This is a genomic window from Pseudomonas sp. B392_1p (genome assembly GCF_052245235.1).
Classification (GTDB): domain Bacteria; phylum Pseudomonadota; class Gammaproteobacteria; order Pseudomonadales; family Pseudomonadaceae; genus Serpens; species Serpens gallinarum.
Genome location: NZ_JBQPXM010000004.1, coordinates 20,545 through 36,293, shown reverse-complemented (window position 1 = coordinate 36,293; position 15,749 = coordinate 20,545). Strand labels below are relative to the sequence as shown.

10 protein-coding genes are annotated in these 15,749 nt (G+C 61.3%); 9 read left to right on the top strand and 1 reads right to left on the bottom strand.

Features of this window, described 5'->3' with window-relative positions; all coding sequences use genetic code 11:
* Positions 1-30: 30 nt before the first annotated feature.
* Positions 31-2,262, bottom strand: coding sequence for a penicillin-binding protein 1A (locus ACTV8E_RS06815; RefSeq protein ID WP_443199179.1), 2,232 nt, complete (start codon positions 2,260-2,262; stop codon positions 31-33).
* Between the two features lie 371 nt (positions 2,263-2,633).
* Here ACTV8E_RS06815 and ACTV8E_RS06810 point away from each other — a divergent pair, with 371 nt between their 5' ends.
* From ACTV8E_RS06810 to gltB, 9 genes are all read left to right on the top strand, one after another.
* A complete protein-coding gene (locus tag ACTV8E_RS06810; RefSeq protein WP_251834675.1) occupies positions 2,634-3,698 on the top strand; it encodes a pilus assembly protein PilM in 1,065 nt (354 codons plus the stop codon).
* Entirely contained in the window at positions 3,698-4,273 is a 576-nt protein-coding gene (locus tag ACTV8E_RS06805) for a PilN domain-containing protein (protein WP_443198991.1), read from the top strand. Before ACTV8E_RS06810 ends, ACTV8E_RS06805 begins: the two co-directional genes overlap by 1 nt.
* Positions 4,270-4,893: a type 4a pilus biogenesis protein PilO gene (pilO, locus tag ACTV8E_RS06800; protein ID WP_443198990.1), complete on the top strand. Its 624-nt coding sequence runs from the start codon at positions 4,270-4,272 to the stop codon at positions 4,891-4,893. Before ACTV8E_RS06805 ends, pilO begins: the two co-directional genes overlap by 4 nt.
* A complete protein-coding gene (gene pilP / locus ACTV8E_RS06795) occupies positions 4,890-5,417 on the top strand; it encodes a type 4a pilus biogenesis lipoprotein PilP (RefSeq protein WP_273536414.1) in 528 nt (175 codons plus the stop codon). The genes pilO and pilP overlap by 4 nt, the downstream gene beginning before the upstream one ends.
* A 57-nt stretch (positions 5,418-5,474) precedes the next feature.
* Positions 5,475-7,550, top strand: coding sequence for a type IV pilus secretin PilQ (gene pilQ / locus ACTV8E_RS06790; RefSeq protein WP_443198989.1), 2,076 nt, complete (start codon positions 5,475-5,477; stop codon positions 7,548-7,550).
* Positions 7,551-7,554: 4 nt separating this feature from the next.
* Positions 7,555-8,073, top strand: a complete 519-nt coding sequence (aroK, locus tag ACTV8E_RS06785) for a shikimate kinase AroK (RefSeq protein WP_251834680.1) — start codon at positions 7,555-7,557, stop codon at positions 8,071-8,073.
* 51 nt (positions 8,074-8,124) lie between these two features.
* Positions 8,125-9,231, top strand: a complete 1,107-nt coding sequence (aroB, locus tag ACTV8E_RS06780) for a 3-dehydroquinate synthase (protein ID WP_443198988.1) — start codon at positions 8,125-8,127, stop codon at positions 9,229-9,231.
* Between the two features lie 6 nt (positions 9,232-9,237).
* Complete coding sequence (locus tag ACTV8E_RS06775; RefSeq protein WP_443198987.1) at positions 9,238-10,773, top strand: SPOR domain-containing protein; 1,536 nt, start codon at positions 9,238-9,240, stop codon at positions 10,771-10,773.
* 427 nt (positions 10,774-11,200) lie between these two features.
* Positions 11,201-15,649, top strand: coding sequence for a glutamate synthase large subunit (gene gltB, locus ACTV8E_RS06770; RefSeq protein ID WP_443198986.1), 4,449 nt, complete (start codon positions 11,201-11,203; stop codon positions 15,647-15,649).
* Positions 15,650-15,749 lie beyond the last annotated feature (100 nt).

Genomic DNA, 15,749 nt, shown 5'->3' with positions numbered 1-15,749 from the left:
TGTGGGGTCGATTGGCTCGCTGGGGCTGCTTTAGAACAAGTCGATGGGGGCGACTTCGTCAGCTGGCAGCGGGCTGCCCGGAACACCGAAGCCGGAGTCGAATTCGCTCATGGGTGGTGGCGAGTCCTCGGCCTTGAACAGTTCAAAGTAAGCGTTCGGCGTGCTGGGTGAGGCGGCGCGGCCACTGAGCGGATCGACGCGTAGCGAGAGCAGGCCTTCGGGCTCGGCGAGTTGGTGCGACGGACGGCCTTGCAGGGCGGGACCCATGAAATTCATCCAGATGGGCAAGGCGACAGTTCCGCCGTACTCCCAGCGGCCAAGGCTTTCCGGTTGATCGAAACCGGCCCAGACGGTAGTCACATAGTCACCGTTGTAGCCGCTGAACCACGCGTCCTTGGAGTCGTTGGTCGTCCCGGTCTTGCCCGCCAGGTCGTCGCGCTCCAGCGCCAGTGCGCGGCGGCCGGTGCCCCGGATGATCACGTCTTGCAACATGCTGTTGAGAATATAGGCGGTACGCGAGTCGACGATCTGCTCGGCCAGCTGGGTTTCGGGTTCTGTGAAGGCCACCGGTTGGGCCGGAACAATGCCTTCTTCATGCGGAACGGCGTCGGCAGCGGGTGCGGACCGGGGGGCGCGGGGAGGATTGGCGGCGAACAGGATGTCGCCGTCACGGCTTTCCACGCGCTCGATCAGGTAGGGTTCGATCTTGTAGCCGCCGTTGGCGAATACGCTCCAGCCGCTGGTGATTTCCAGTGGCGTAAGCGCTGCGGTGCCTAGTGCCAGAGACAGGTCACGAGGCATTGATTGGGTGTCGAAGCCAAAGCGGCTGAAGTAATTCAGGGCGTACTGCATGCCTATGTTTTGCAACAGGCGGATCGATACCAGGTTGCGAGAGCGATACAGCGCTTCCCGGAGGCGGATCGGACCCAGGAAGGTATTGTTGTCGTTTCGCGGGCGCCAAGCTTCATCCATGCTCGAGTCGTGGTAAACGATGGGGGCATCATTGACCAGGGTCGCTGCGGTATAGCCCTTGTCGAGGGCGGCGCTATAAAGGAAGGGTTTGAAGCTGGAGCCCGGCTGGCGTTTGGCCTGGATGGCGCGGTTGTAATTGCTTTGCTCGAAGGAGAAGCCCCCGACCAGCGCCTGGATCGCCCCACTATAGGGATCGAGTGATACCAGCGCGCTTTGCGCCGTGGGCAGTTGGCTGAAGACGAGACGGCCATCGTCCTCGCGCAGGAGGCGAATCAGGTCGCCCGGCTGCACGATATCGGCGGGTTTCTTGGGCCATTCCCCGACGCTGTTGGTATTTAGATACGGGCGCGCCCATTTCATGGTTTCCCAATCAACGCTTTCCTCTTCGCCTTGTTGCGTCAGAACCTGGATGCCGGTGTCATTCAACTCAGTGACGATGGCCGGCTGCAGACCGCCTTGAGTGCGGTGTTCCGACAGCTTGTGCTTCCAGGTTTCCAGGGACTGGCCGCGATAGCGAGCCTCCGGACCTCGATAGCCGTGGCGCTGGTCGTAGTCGATCAAGCCTTGGCGCACCGCGGTGTTGGCGTACTCCTGGAGCTGGCTGGGCACGGTGGTATAGACCTGAAAGCCTTCGGTGTAGGCGTCGCTGCCAAAACGGCCGACCATTTCCGCGCGCGCCATTTCGGCGATATACGGGGCCATGAGTTCCGGTTCCTGCAACTGCAGGCGGACCTCTACCGGCTCGGCAAGTGCCGCCTGATAGCGCTCGTGATCAATCTTGCCCAGGCGGTACATGCGCCCAAGGATCCAGTCACGGCGCTCTTTGCTGCGCTCCGGGTTGGCCACCGGGTTGTAGCGCGACGGCGCCTTCGGCAGGCCGGCGATCATCGCCATCTGCGCCAGGCTCAGCTCTTGAATGGACTTGCCGTAATAGATCTGCGCCGCCGCTTCGATGCCATAGGCGCGATTCCCCAGATAGATCTTGTTCACGTACAGCTCGAGGATTTCGTCCTTGCTCAATTCCCGCTCGATCTGCAGGGCCAGGAGGATCTCGGTGATCTTGCGCGAGAAGCTGCGCTCGCTGGTCAGAAAGTAGTTTTTCGCCACCTGCATGGTGATGGTGCTGCCACCGCTCTGGATATGCCCTGACTTCAATAATTGCGTGGCAGCGCGCATAAGGCCGGTGACATCGACGCCATAATGATTCGCAAAGTTGTCATCTTCGGCTGACAACAGCGCATCGATGAACTCTTTGGGAATAGCGGTGAATTCGATAGGCGACCGGCGCATTTCGCCATATTCGGCGATTAACTTGCCGTCGCTACTGTAGATGCGCAGAGGGATCTGCAACTGGATGCTACGCAGTGCATCCGCTGAAGGCAGCGTGGGGCTCAGATACAGAAAAGCGCCGCTGATGCTGAGTGCCAGGGCACACACAACAGCAACACATGACCAGGACAGGAATTTCAGCAGGCGGATCAAGTGTTCGGATTTCCAGGTTCAAGAAGCAGTTAGGACATCGCTAAAGGCGAAAGAGGAAAGCTGGTCACATTATAAGCATTTTCATCCCTGTGAACCATTTACGCCCGTGTCAAGTGCGCTATTTAATGTGAAACAACACGATTACTTCATAAGTAACCGATAGCTATAGGAATACGCTCGTGCTAAGTCTCTTCAATAAGAAGGGGAACACGCTGCTGGGTGTCGATATTAGTTCGACCTCGGTCAAGCTCCTCGAATTGAGTCGTTCGGGAAACCGCTACAAAGTAGAGGCTTACGCGGTCGAGCCGCTTCCAGCCAACGCAGTCGTCGAGAAGAACATCATCGAACTGGACGGCGTCGGTCAGGCCTTGGCCCGCGTGCTCGCCAAGGCCAAGGTATCCACCAAGTCAGCTGCGGTCGCGGTGGCGGGCTCGGCGGTCATTACCAAACTGATCGAAATGGATGCCGGCCTCAGCGATGACGAGCTGGAAACCCAGCTCACCCTAGAAGCTGACCAGTACATCCCATACCCCCTGGAAGAAGTCGCCATTGATTTCGAAGTGCAGGGCGCCTCGACGCGCAATCCGGAGCGGGTCGATGTGCTGCTGGCCGCTTGCCGCAAGGAAAATGTCGAGGTCCGCGAAGCCGCCCTGGGCTTGGCGGGGCTGACGGCCAAGGTGGTGGATGTCGAGGCCTATGCGCTGGAGCGTACCTACAGCCTGCTGAAAGCCCAGCTGGGTGATCAGGCCGATGATTTGACCGTGGCGCTGGTGGATATCGGTGCCACCATGACCACGCTCAGCGTGCTGCACAACGGGCGCACGCTTTATACCCGTGAACAGCTGTTTGGCGGTCGTCAGCTCACTGAGGAAATCCAGCGGCGCTACGGTTTGTCCGTCGAAGAGGCAGGCCTGGCCAAGAAGCGCGGCGGGTTGCCTGAGGATTACTCCCGGGAAGTGCTGCAGCCCTTTATGGACGCCGTGGTGCAGCAAGTGTCGCGCTCCTTGCAGTTTTTCTTCGCAGCAGGCCAGTTCAACCAGGTCGACATCATCATGCTGGCCGGCGGCACCGCCTCAATCCCCGGACTGGATCGGTTGGTCGAGCAGAAAATCGGCACACCCACTCTGATCGCCAATCCGTTCGCCGACATGGCCCTGAGCAGCAAGGTCAACGCTGGCGCGCTGGCCAGTGATGCGCCGGCGTTGATGATCGCCTGCGGCCTGGCGATGAGGAGTTTCGACTGATGGCGCGTATCAACCTATTGCCGTGGCGTGAGCAGCTTCGCGAAGAGCGCAAGCAACGTTTTCTCGCTTCTCTGATCGGCGTGCTGCTGATAGCAGGCGGCGTGGTTTTCCTCACCGATCAATATTTTTCGGCCGCCATCGACCGCCAGACTGCCCGCAATGAATTCGTGCGTAAGGAAATCGCCGTCCTGGATGCACGCATCAAGGAAATCAGCGAATTGCGCACCCGTCGCCAGCAACTGCTGGAGCGGATGAAGATCATTCAGGACCTGCAGGGCAACCGGCCGATCATCGCCCGGGTATTCGATCAGATGGTGCGTACGCTGCCCGATGGCGTGCATTTCTCTGAATTGAAAATGACCGGCAAAAACATCGCCATCAAGGGTGCTGCGGAGTCGAACAACCGGGTTTCCAACTTGATGCGTAACCTTGACGCCTCGGATTGGCTGACCGCGCCCAATCTCACCGAGGTCAAGGCGGTCACCTCCGGCGCAGTCGAGCAGGCCAACCACTTCCAGTTGACTGTGCAGCAAACGCAGCCCGTACCTGCAGAGCAAGGAGTCAAGAAGAAATGAATCTGGCCGCATCGCTAGAGAGTCTGCGCAAGGTCGACCTTGCTGATCTCGATGTCAATAATCTGGGTTCATGGCCGGCGCCGGTCAGGGTCATCACCGGCATTTTGCTGCTGATCCTGGTGCTGTTTTTGGGCTACCACTTTCACCTCAAGGACCTGCAGTCGCAGCTGGCCCAGCGCGAAGCTGAGGAAGTCACCCTCAAGCAACAGTTCACCACCAAGGCGTTTCAGGCAGCGAACCTCGAGGCTTACCAGGCGCAAATGGTAGAGATGGAGGAGTCCTTCGGCGCCATGCTGCGCCAACTGCCCAGCGACACCGAAGTGCCGGGCCTGCTTGAGGACATCACGCGTACGGGTCTTGGCAGCGGGCTTGAGTTTGAGGAAATCAAGCTGATGCCCGAGGTCGCCCAGCAATTCTATATCGAACTGCCCATCAAGATCAGCGTGGTGGGGGCCTATCACGACCTGGCCACCTTCGTCAGTGGCGCGGCCAGCCTGCCACGCATCGTTACTCTGCATGATTTCGAGATCAAGCCGCTGTCAGCCGACAGCGCTGCGAAGCTGCGCATGGGCATCACAGCCAAAACCTACCGCTATAACGACAAGGGGGTGCAGAAATGAAGCGCTTCCACAGCCTGGTCTGCCTGGCGCTGATCCTCGGGCTCAGCGGTTGCAGCGGCAATCATGACTTCAATGATCTGCAAAGTTTCATGGATGAGGTGCGCGTACGGCCCAAAGGCACCATCGAGCCGTTGCCCACCTTCCAACCCTATGAGGCCTTTACCTACGGTGCCTCGAATCTACGCAGCCCGTTCCAGCCGCCCATCCGTATCGACCTGGCCAATCAGCAGAAAGGGTCCAAGGACATCAAGCCGGATGAGGCACGTATCCGCCAATTCCTCGAAGGGTTCAACATCGAGCTGTTCGAGATGGTCGGCAGTCTGTCCAACGAGGACGGCATGTACGCCCTGGTGCGCGGTGCGGGCGGGGTTCACCGGATCCGTATTGGTGATTATCTGGGGCGCAACCACGGCAAGATTATCGCCATCAACGAGGCGAAGATCGATGTGCTGGAAATTGTTCCAGATGGAGAAGGGGGCTGGTTGGAGCGCCCACGAAGCATGACGCTCAAGGAGCGTTCCTAATTGGGCGGAGAAGTACACATGAGAACAACACGCCAGTCTGCACAACGGAAGTACACAATGAATAGCACCCTGCCGCGCTTTGGCCTGCCACTCCTGGCTGCTTTGCTTGCTCCGCACCTGATGGCTGCCGATCTGCAGGCACTGGATGTTGCCACGCTACCGGGCAACCGCGTCGAGCTGAAGCTCAGTTTCGACGAGCCGGTCGCCGTGCCGCGTGGCTACACCATCGACCAGCCGGCGCGCATCGCCCTGGACATGCCCGGGGTACGCAACAAGCTGGGTGTGAAGACCCGTGACCTGGGAATCGGTAACGCGCGCAGTGTCACCGTGGTGGAGGTCAAGGACCGCACGCGGCTGATCGTCAACCTGTCGGGACTGGCGCCTTACAGCACGCGTGCCGAAGGCAATAATCTCTTCTTGGTGCTGGGTGATACGGCCGTTGCCTCGGCAGCACCCAGTACAACCGTGAGACCCCCGGCACAGGGGCAGCCGCAGAGCCAGGCGGTCGCGGGCAAGACCATCCGCGGCATCGACTTTCAGCGCGGCACCGAAGGTGAAGGCAATGTGATCATTGACCTGAGCGACCCGACCACCGCTCCGGACATTCAGGAACAAGGCGGCAAGATCCGCCTGGAATTCGCCAAAACCCACCTGCCAGAAGCGTTGCGCGTCAGGCTGGATGTCAAGGACTTCGCCACCCCTGTGCAATTCGTCAGTGCCAGTAGCCAGGGTGATCGTGTGGTGGTGCTCATCGAGCCGACCGGTCATTACGACTACATGGCGTTTCAGACGGACAGCCGCCTGACTGTAAGCATCAAGCCGCTGTCGCGCGATGACCTGGAAAAGCGCAAGGCTGAACGCTTTGCCTACACCGGCGAAAAACTGTCGTTGAACTTCCAGGACATCGACGTGCGTTCAGTGTTGCAGCTGATTGCCGACTTCACCGACCTCAACCTGGTGGCCAGTGACACGGTGCAGGGCAGCATTACCCTGCGCCTGCAGAATGTGCCCTGGGACCAGGCGCTGGATCTGGTACTCAAGACCAAGGGGCTCGACAAGCGTCAGATCGGCAACGTGCTGCTGGTCGCGCCGGCTGATGAGATTGCTGCCCGCGAGCGTCAGGAGCTTGAGGCCCAGCGCCAGGTGGCGGAACTGGCGCCGCTGCGCAAGGACGTCATCCAACTCAATTACGCCAAGGCGTCCGACATTGCCAAGCTGTATGAGAGCGAGTCGCAGAAAGGCGCCTTGAAGGACGACATGCGCGGCTCGGTGATCTACGACGACCGCACCAATAGCCTGCTGATGACCTTGACGCAGGAGCGCATCGACGAGATGCGTCGCATCGTCAGCCTGCTCGACGTGCCGGTACGCCAGGTGATGATCGAGGCGCGCATCGTCGAGGCCAATGTCGACTACGACAAGAGCCTGGGCGTGCGTTGGGGTGGTAGCCAGACGTTCGCCAATGGCCGCGGCCTGTTTTACGGCAACGATGACCGTGGCGATGAGGGCGGTAATACAGGAGACGACATGACCGGTAACGTCCCCTTCGTCGACCTGGGCGTAGCCAACCGCACGGCAGGGTTCGGCATTGGTTACCTGACCGACAACCTGATCCTCGACCTTGAACTGACAGCCATGGAAAAGAGCGGTAACGGCGAAGTAGTATCCCAGCCCAAGGTGGTCACCGCCGACAAGGAAACCGCCAAGATCCTCAAGGGGGCCGAAATTCCGTATCAAGAGGCCAGCTCCAGCGGCGCCACCTCTACCTCCTTCAAGGAAGCCGCGCTGTCGCTGGAAGTGACACCGCAGATCACCCCGGACAACCGCATCATCATGGAAGTGAAAGTTACCAAGGATGCGCCGGACTTCGCCAATGCCCTCAATGGCGTGCCGCCGATCAACAAGAACGAGGTGAATGCCAAGGTCTTGGTGGCGGATGGTGAAACCATCGTTATCGGTGGTGTGTTCTCCAACACCCAGACCAAGGGTGTGGAAAAAGTGCCCTTCCTGGGCGACCTGCCGTTCCTCGGCCGCCTGTTCCGCCGCGATATCGTGCAGGACAAGAAATCCGAGCTGCTGGTCTTCCTCACTCCGCGTATCATGCACAACCAGGCGATAGCAGTGAGTCGTTAATGTTGTGCAGAATCTGATCATCGTGGGCCCGATGGGGGCTGGAAAAAGCACCATCGGGCGGCTGTTGGCCAAGGAATTGCGGCTGGCCTTCAAGGATTCCGACAAGGAAATCGAACAGCGCACCGGCGCGAATATCCCGTGGATATTCGACGTCGAGGGTGAGCAGGGGTTTCGCGACCGCGAGCAGTGCGTGCTTGCCGAGCTGTGCCTGGAGCAAGGCCAGGTGGTCGCCACCGGCGGCGGTGCGATTCTGCGACCCGAAAACCGCCAGGCCATGCGGACCGGCGGGCGGGTGATCTATCTGCATACCTCGGTCGAGCAACAAATCGCCCGCACCGCCCGTGACCGCAACCGGCCCCTGCTGCGCACTGCCAACCCGGGTCAGGTGCTGCGCGACCTGCTGGAAATCCGCGATCCGCTGTACCGCGAGATTGCCGACATCATCATCGAAACCGACGAGCGCCCACCGCGCATGGTGGTGCAGGAAATTCTCGCCCGCCTGGATGACTTGCCCCACCGTTAAAGGCCGCCGCGAACTGGGTTATCCTAGGGGCCTATCCAATATGGGGGTTCCATGCAGACTCTTCAGGTCGATCTCGGCACGCGTAGTTATCCCATTTACATCGGTTCCGGGTTGCTTGACGACAGCGCGTTGTTGGCCCGGCACATCGCTGGCCGGCAGGTAGCGATTGTCAGCAACGAGACGGTGGCGCCCCTGTATCTGGAGCGGCTAGCCCAAGCGCTGAAAGACTATCAGGTCACTCGTATCGTGTTACCCGATGGCGAGGCCCATAAGAATTGGGAAACCCTGCAGAGCATCTTCGATGGCCTGTTGCAGGCTCGCCATGACCGCCGTACCACGGTGATCGCCCTGGGCGGCGGGGTGATTGGCGACATGGCCGGCTTCGCCGCCGCCTGTTACCAGCGTGGGGTCAACTTCATTCAAGTGCCGACCACGCTGCTGTCCCAGGTGGATTCTTCGGTGGGTGGCAAGACCGGCATCAACCATCCGCTGGGTAAGAACATGGTCGGCGCTTTCTACCAGCCGCAAGCCGTGCTCATCGACATTGCCAGCCTGTCCACCCTGCCGGCTCGCGAGCTCTCCGCCGGCCTGGCTGAAGTGATCAAGTACGGATTGATTTGCGACGAGCCGTTCCTCGGCTGGCTGGAAACCCACATGGATGTCTTGCGAGAGCTCGACAATGCCGCACTGACCACGGCGATTGCCCGCTCCTGTGAGGCCAAGGCGCGCGTGGTCGGCGCCGACGAGCGTGAGTCAGGCATCCGCGCCACGCTGAATCTGGGCCACACCTTCGGGCACGCCATCGAAACCCACATGGGCTACGGCGTTTGGCTGCACGGTGAGGCGGTGTCCGCGGGCACGGTCATGGCCTTGGAGATGTCCCATCGCCTGGGCTGGATCAGCGCCGCCGAGCGTGATCGCGGCATTCGTCTGCTGCAGCGCGCAGGTTTGCCGGTGGTCCCGCCTGAGGAGATGACCCCGGAACATTTTCTTGAACACATGGCTGTGGACAAGAAGGTACTCGATGGACAGCTGCGCCTGGTTCTGCTCAAGCGCTTGGGGGAAGCGGTGGTCACCGCCGATTATGCCCAGGACGCATTGCAGGCTACCCTGAGTACCGATTATCGCGCCCTCGTCGAACAGCTTGGAGATGCCTGAGCCATCATGACCAGCCTACATGCCGAGGAAGTTTTCCTCAGTCACTACCAGTTCAGTCACGATCCTTTCGCCGCACGGGTGCCCGGCTTCAAGTTCTTCCCGGCACAGCGCAAACCCGTGCTTGGCCAACTGCACCATCTGGCGCGCTACAGCCAGTTGCTCCTGCTGGTCAGTGGTCCGCTGGGCAGTGGCAAGACCTTGCTGCGCCAAGCCCTGGTAGCCAGTACCAACAAGCAGAGCGTATTGCCGGTGGTGGTCAGCGCCAGTGAGGCGGGCAGCGCAGCGAGCTTGTTGCTGCAGATGTCCCAGGTCCTGGGCCTGCCTGCAGCGGACGCTGCGGCGATCCGCGCCCATGTGGAGCAGTGCGCGCTGACCGGGCAGGAGGTGTATCTGCTGGTCGATGACGCGGAGCGGCTGGATAGCGAGGCACTGGCCGAATTGCTTGCCCTGGCCCAGGAGCGCCGCGAAGGTCGCGCCCATGTCTTCCTGTTCGGCGAGCCGGACACCGCCGAGCGGCTGCAGGCGCTCAGCGAGGAAGGGGACGAAGAGCGCTTCCACACCATCGAGCTGCAACCCTACACCGAGGAAGAGACTGCCGAATATCTGGCGCAGCGCTTGGAAGGCGCCGGGCAAAGTCTGGCCGTGTTCAGTGCAGAACAGCTGGCCGAGATCCAGGAACGGTCTGGCGGCTGGCCAGGCGCGATCAATCAGGTCGCGTACGAAATTCTCATCGAAGATATGCAGACCGAGCGCGGCCTGCTGCGTCCGCCCGGATTCACGTTCAACCTGCCACGCCAACAACAACTTGGCTTGCTCGGCATCCTCCTGGTGGTGCTGGTGGGCTGGTTGTTGTTGGGCGGCGATGACGCCGAGCAAGCGCCGACGACTGCCCCGCTTGCCGATAACCGTCAACCGGCACCGCCGCGTACCGTAAGTGCGACCAGCAGCCAGGCATTGCCGTTGCCCCGGCCATCACGTAGCGACATTGAGGCGCAGCCAAACGCCGTGGTCGCCGATGCCCCAGCGCCGGACGAACAGACGTGGACGATCGATCCCGCTCCGCAAGCATCGGCGACCACAGCCTTGCCCTTGCCATCGATACCGGCAGAGGCCATAGCACCGGCACCGGCACCGGTTACCGCTCCCGCTCCTGCACCGGTTGCCAAGCCAGCACCTACGCCGGCGCCAGCACCTGCGCCTACCGTCGCCAAGACCACACCGCTGCCGCTGCCATCGACGGTGGCAACCGAACTCGACAGTGATTGGTATTTGGCGCAGAACGGAAAGCAATACGCGTTGCAAGTGTTGGCCTTGAGTACCGAGGCGGCCGCCCGTGATTTTGTACGCGCACAAGGGAGTCAGTACCGCTATTACCGCAAACTGCATCAGGGCAAGCCGCTGTATGTGGTGACCATGGGCACTTTCCCGTCCCAGGCTGCAGCCAGGGCCGCAATCGCCAATTTGCCCGCCACGGTGCGTGAGGCCAAACCCTGGGCACGTCCCTTCGCGGGTATCCAGCAGGAAATCGCCCAGAGCCGCTAATCACCGCTTCGCCCGCCCGCGGCGGTGCGTCAAACCCAAGGCCCCGCCGCCCTCCGTCCAGCATCTGGATGAAGGGCGGCGGGGCTTTTTTTTGTGGGTTCGTAGCGAGAGATAGGCGCTGTGCACCCGTGACGGAAAGGGGAGTGGTAAAGCAAGCTCGCTTGGGAATCTGCCCAGAAGGCTGGTCAGCTGTCGAAAATACGCCCTTGGATCGTTAATTTGGTTATCACGTACCTGTCCTGTCATCGTTCTCTTTTGCGACATTAACTTTCATATTTCAGTCGCTTTTTTATTGTTTGGCCTAAAGTCGCTGTGTAATATGGCCGACCGCGATCCCTGCAAACGACCTCTCAAGAAGAGGTTTTAGCGATGTAAGTGATTGAATTTAAAGTAATTTGCCTTTAAGGCTGCATGGCGAGAGTCCCCTATGAAAGCAGGTCTGTTTCATCCGGAAGAGTTCAAGGATAACTGCGGCTTCGGCCTGATCGCCCACATGCAGGGCGAGGCCAGTCATCACTTGCTGCAGACCGCTATCCAGGCCCTGACCTGCATGACCCATCGTGGCGGCATCAACGCAGACGGCAAGACCGGGGACGGCTGCGGCCTGTTGATCCAGAAGCCTGACTTGTTCCTGCGCGCTGTGGCGCGCGACACCTTCGCGGTCGAACTGCCGGCGCAATATGCGGTGGGCATGGTGTTCCTCAACCAGGACCCGGTGAAGGCCGCCGCTGCTCGCGCCAACATGGAGCGCGAGATTCTCGCCGCTGGCTTGCAGGTGATTGGCTGGCGCAAGGTGCCGGTGGATACCTCGGTGCTGGGTGAGCTGGCGCTGGCGCGTCTGCCACAGATCGAACAAGTATTCGTCGGCGGCGACGGGTTGTCGGACCAGGACTTTGCCGTACAGCTGTTCCGCGCGCGTCGCCGGTCCTCGGTGGCCAACGCCGCTGACAGCGATCATTACGTGTGCAGCTTCTCGGCGCAGACCCTGATCTACAAGGGCCTGATGATGCCCAAGGATTTGCAGGCCTTTTATCCGGACCTGGGCGATGAGCGCCTGCAGACCGCCATCGCGGTGTTCCACCAGCGCTTCTCCACCAATACCCTGCCGAAGTGGCCGCTGGCCCAGCCGTTCCGCTTTTTGGCTCACAACGGTGAAATCAACACCATCCCGGGCAACCGCAACTGGGCGCTGGCACGCCGCTTGAAGTTCGCCAATGATCTGATCCCCGATCTGCAGGAGCTCGGCCCGCTGGTCAACCGCGTCGGTTCAGACTCGTCGAGTATGGACAATATGCTCGAGCTGCTGGTCACGGGCGGTATGGACATGTTTCGCGGCCTGCGCATGATCATGCCGCCGGCCTGGCAGAACGTTGACATCATGGATGCCGACCGCCGCGCCTTCTACGAATACAACTCCATGCACATGGAGCCCTGGGACGGTCCCGCCGGTATCGTACTTACCGATGGTCGCTACGCCGTGTGCCTGCTCGATCGCAACGGTCTGCGCCCTGCGCGCTGGGTCACCACCACCAATGGCTATATCACCCTGGCGTCGGAAGTCGGCGTATGGGGCTATCAGCCCGAGGACGTCATCGCCAAGGGCCGTGTCGGGCCGGGACAGATTCTGGCCGTCGACACCCACACCGGCGAAGTGCTGCACACCGAGGATATCGATAGCCGTCTGAAATCGCGCCATCCCTATAAGAAGTGGCTGCGCCAGAATGCCCTGCGCATTCAGTCGACCCTGGACGACAACGACCACGGTGGTCCGCAATACAACGGCGAGCAGCTCAAGCAGTACATGAAGATGTTCCAGGTCACCTTCGAGGAGCGTGACCAGGTGCTGCGCCCGCTCGCCGAACAGGGCCAGGAAGCGGTCGGCTCGATGGGCGACGACACGCCGATGGCGGTGCTGTCGCGTCGCGTGCGCTCCACCTATGACTACTTCCGTCAGCAGTTCGCGCAGGTCACCAACCCGCCGATCGACCCGCTGCGTGAAGCCATTGTGATGTCGCTGGAAACCTGCCTGGGCGCCGAGCGCAACGTGTTCGAGGAAACTCCCGAACACGCCAACCGTGCCATCCTCAGCAACCCGGTGATCTCCCCGGCCAAGTGGCGGACCATCATGGAGTTGGAACGTCCCGGCTTCGATCGCCACGTCATCGACCTCAATTATGACGAGTCCATCGGCCTGGAAGCGGCCGTGCGCAGCATCGCGGATCAGGCCGAGGCGGCGGTGCGTGCCGGCAAGGTGTTGCTGGTGCTGTCCGACCGCAACATTGCGCCGGGCACGTTGCCGGCCCATGCTTCGCTGGCGGTCGGTGTGGTGCACCATCGCCTGACCGAAACCGGTCTGCGCTGCGACTGCAATATCCTGGTGGAAACCGCCACGGCGCGCGACCCGCACCATTTCGCCGTGTTGCTGGGGTTTGGCGCCACCGCCGTGTACCCGTACCTGGCCTACGAAGTGCTGGCCGACCTGATCCGCAGCGGCGAAGTGCTGGGCGACCTGTACGAAGTCTTCAAGTATTACCGCAAGGGTATTTCCAAGGGCCTGCTGAAGATCCTGTCGAAGATGGGCATTTCCACCGTGGCGTCCTACCGCGGTGCGCAATTGTTCGAAGCGGTCGGCCTGGCCGACGACGTGGTCGAGCTGAGCTTCAAGGGCGTGGCCAACCGCATCAAGGGTGCGCGTTTCGTCGACATCGAAGCCGAGCAGAAACTGCTCGCCCTGGAAGCCTGGAATACCCGCAAGACCATCCAGCAAGGCGGTCTGCTCAAGTTCGTGCACGGCGGCGAATACCATGCCTTCAACCCGGACGTGGTCAACACCCTGCAGGCGGCTGTGCAGCAGAGCGACTACGCCAGGTTCAAGGAATACACCGCACTGGTGGACAACCGCCCGGTGTCGATGCTGCGCGATCTGCTCAAGGTCAAGGAAGCGCCCCAGCCGCTGTCCCTCGACGAAGTCGAGCCACTGGAATCGATCTTTACGCGTTTCGATGCTGCCGGTATCTCACTGGGCGCACTGTCGCCGGAAGCCCACGAAGCCATCGCCGAGGCGATGAACCGCATCGGTGGGCGCTCCAACTCCGGTGAGGGTGGCGAAGACCCGGCCCGTTACGGCACTAACAAGAGTTCCAAGATCAAGCAGGTGGCCACGGGCCGTTTCGGCGTGACCCCGGAATACTTGGTCAACGCCGAAGTGCTGCAGATCAAGGTTGCTCAAGGTGCCAAGCCTGGAGAGGGTGGTCAGTTGCCCGGCGGCAAGGTCAACGGCCTGATTGCCCGGCTGCGCTATGCGGTGCCCGGCGTGACGCTGATCTCGCCACCGCCGCACCATGACATCTATTCCATTGAAGACCTGGCGCAGCTGATCTACGACCTCAAGCAGGTCAATCCGCAGGCCCTGGTCTCGGTGAAGCTGGTGGCTGAGCCGGGCGTGGGCACCATCGCCGCCGGTGTGGCCAAGGCCTACGCGGACCTGATCACTATCTCTGGTTACGACGGTGGCACCGGTGCTTCGCCGCTGACGTCCATCAAGTACGCCGGCTCGCCCTGGGAACTGGGCCTGTCCGAAGCGCACCAGACCCTACGTGGCAATGACCTGCGCGGCAAGGTGCGGGTACAGACCGACGGCGGCCTGAAGACCGGCCTGGACGTGGTCAAGGCGGCGATTCTCGGCGCTGAAAGTTTTGGTTTCGGCACCGCGCCGATGATCGCCCTGGGCTGCAAGTACCTGCGCATCTGCCACCTGAACAACTGCGCCACCGGGGTGGCCACCCAGAACGACAACCTGCGCAAGGAGCACTTCATCGGGACGGCGGACATGGTGGTGAATTTCTTCACCTTCATCGCCGAGGAAACCCGCGAGTGGCTGGCCAGGCTGGGCGTGCGCAGCCTCGGCGAGCTGATCGGCCGCACCGACCTGATCGAGCTGCTGCCCGGCGAGACCGACAAGCAGGGCCAGCTGGATCTGTCGCCGCTGCTGGGCAGCGCGCATATTCCGGACGACAAGCCGCAGTTCTGCCAGGTCGAGAACAACCCGCCGTTCGATCCGGGCCTGTTGGCCGAGCACATGGTCGAGCTGGCGAGTGGGGTCATCTCCGACAAGCTGGGCGGCGAATTCGAACTGGACATCTGCAACTGCGACCGCTCCATTGGCGCACGGGTGTCCGGCGAGATTGCCCGTCGCCATGGCAACCAGGGCATGGTCAACGCGCCGGTCACCTTCCGCTTCAAGGGCACGGCCGGGCAGAGCTTTGGTGTGTGGAATGCCGGCGGCCTGAACCTGTACCTGCAAGGCGACGCCAACGACTACGTGGGCAAGGGCATGACCGGCGGCAAGATCGTTATCACCCCGCCGGCCGGCAGCCGATTAAAGACCCAGGAGAGCGCGATCATCGGCAACACCTGCCTGTATGGCGCTACCGGCGGCAAGCTGTTCGCTGCCGGCACGGCGGGTGAGCGTTTTGCGGTGCGCAACTCCGGCGCGCATACCGTCGTGGAAGGCACAGGCGATCATTGCTGCGAATACATGACCGGCGGCTTCGTGTGTGTGCTGGGCAAGACCGGCTACAACTTCGGCTCGGGCATGACCGGCGGCTTTGCTTACGTGCTGGATGAGGACAACAGCTTCTTTGACCGGGTGAACCACGAACTGGTGGAAATCCAGCGCATCACCGGCGAGGCGATGGAAGGCTATCGCAGCCACCTGCAGCAGGTGCTCGCCGAATACGTGGCGGAAACCGGCAGCCCTTGGGGCGCGGAGCTGGCCGAGAACCTGGACGACTACCTGCGTCGCTTCTGGCTGGTCAAGCCCAAGGCCGCGAGCCTGAAGACGCTGCTCGCCAGCACTCGGGCCAACCCGCAATAAAGCAGCTGCAAGCGGCAAGCCCCCACGGTGCAAGCGAAAAGCAGCGCAGGGTTTGCCGGTTCAACGTGATTGTCCTGCAGCGGCAACTTGAAGTGCCGCT

Excerpts from the sequence above, each read along its gene's own strand:
- ACTV8E_RS06775 (WP_443198987.1), top strand. The coding sequence starts at position 9,238 with ATGACCAGCCTACATGCCGAGGAAGTTTTCCTCAGTCACTACCAGTTC.
- pilO (WP_443198990.1), top strand. The coding sequence starts at position 4,270 with ATGAATCTGGCCGCATCGCTAGAGAGTCTGCGCAAGGTCGACCTTGCT.
- pilQ (WP_443198989.1), top strand. The coding sequence starts at position 5,475 with ATGAATAGCACCCTGCCGCGCTTTGGCCTGCCACTCCTGGCTGCTTTG.
- pilP (WP_273536414.1), top strand. The coding sequence starts at position 4,890 with ATGAAGCGCTTCCACAGCCTGGTCTGCCTGGCGCTGATCCTCGGGCTC.
- ACTV8E_RS06815 (WP_443199179.1), bottom strand. The coding sequence starts at position 2,262 with ATGCGCCGGTCGCCTATCGAATTCACCGCTATTCCCAAAGAGTTCATC.
- ACTV8E_RS06805 (WP_443198991.1), top strand. The coding sequence starts at position 3,698 with ATGGCGCGTATCAACCTATTGCCGTGGCGTGAGCAGCTTCGCGAAGAG.
- gltB (WP_443198986.1), top strand. The coding sequence starts at position 11,201 with ATGAAAGCAGGTCTGTTTCATCCGGAAGAGTTCAAGGATAACTGCGGC.
- aroB (WP_443198988.1), top strand. The coding sequence starts at position 8,125 with ATGCAGACTCTTCAGGTCGATCTCGGCACGCGTAGTTATCCCATTTAC.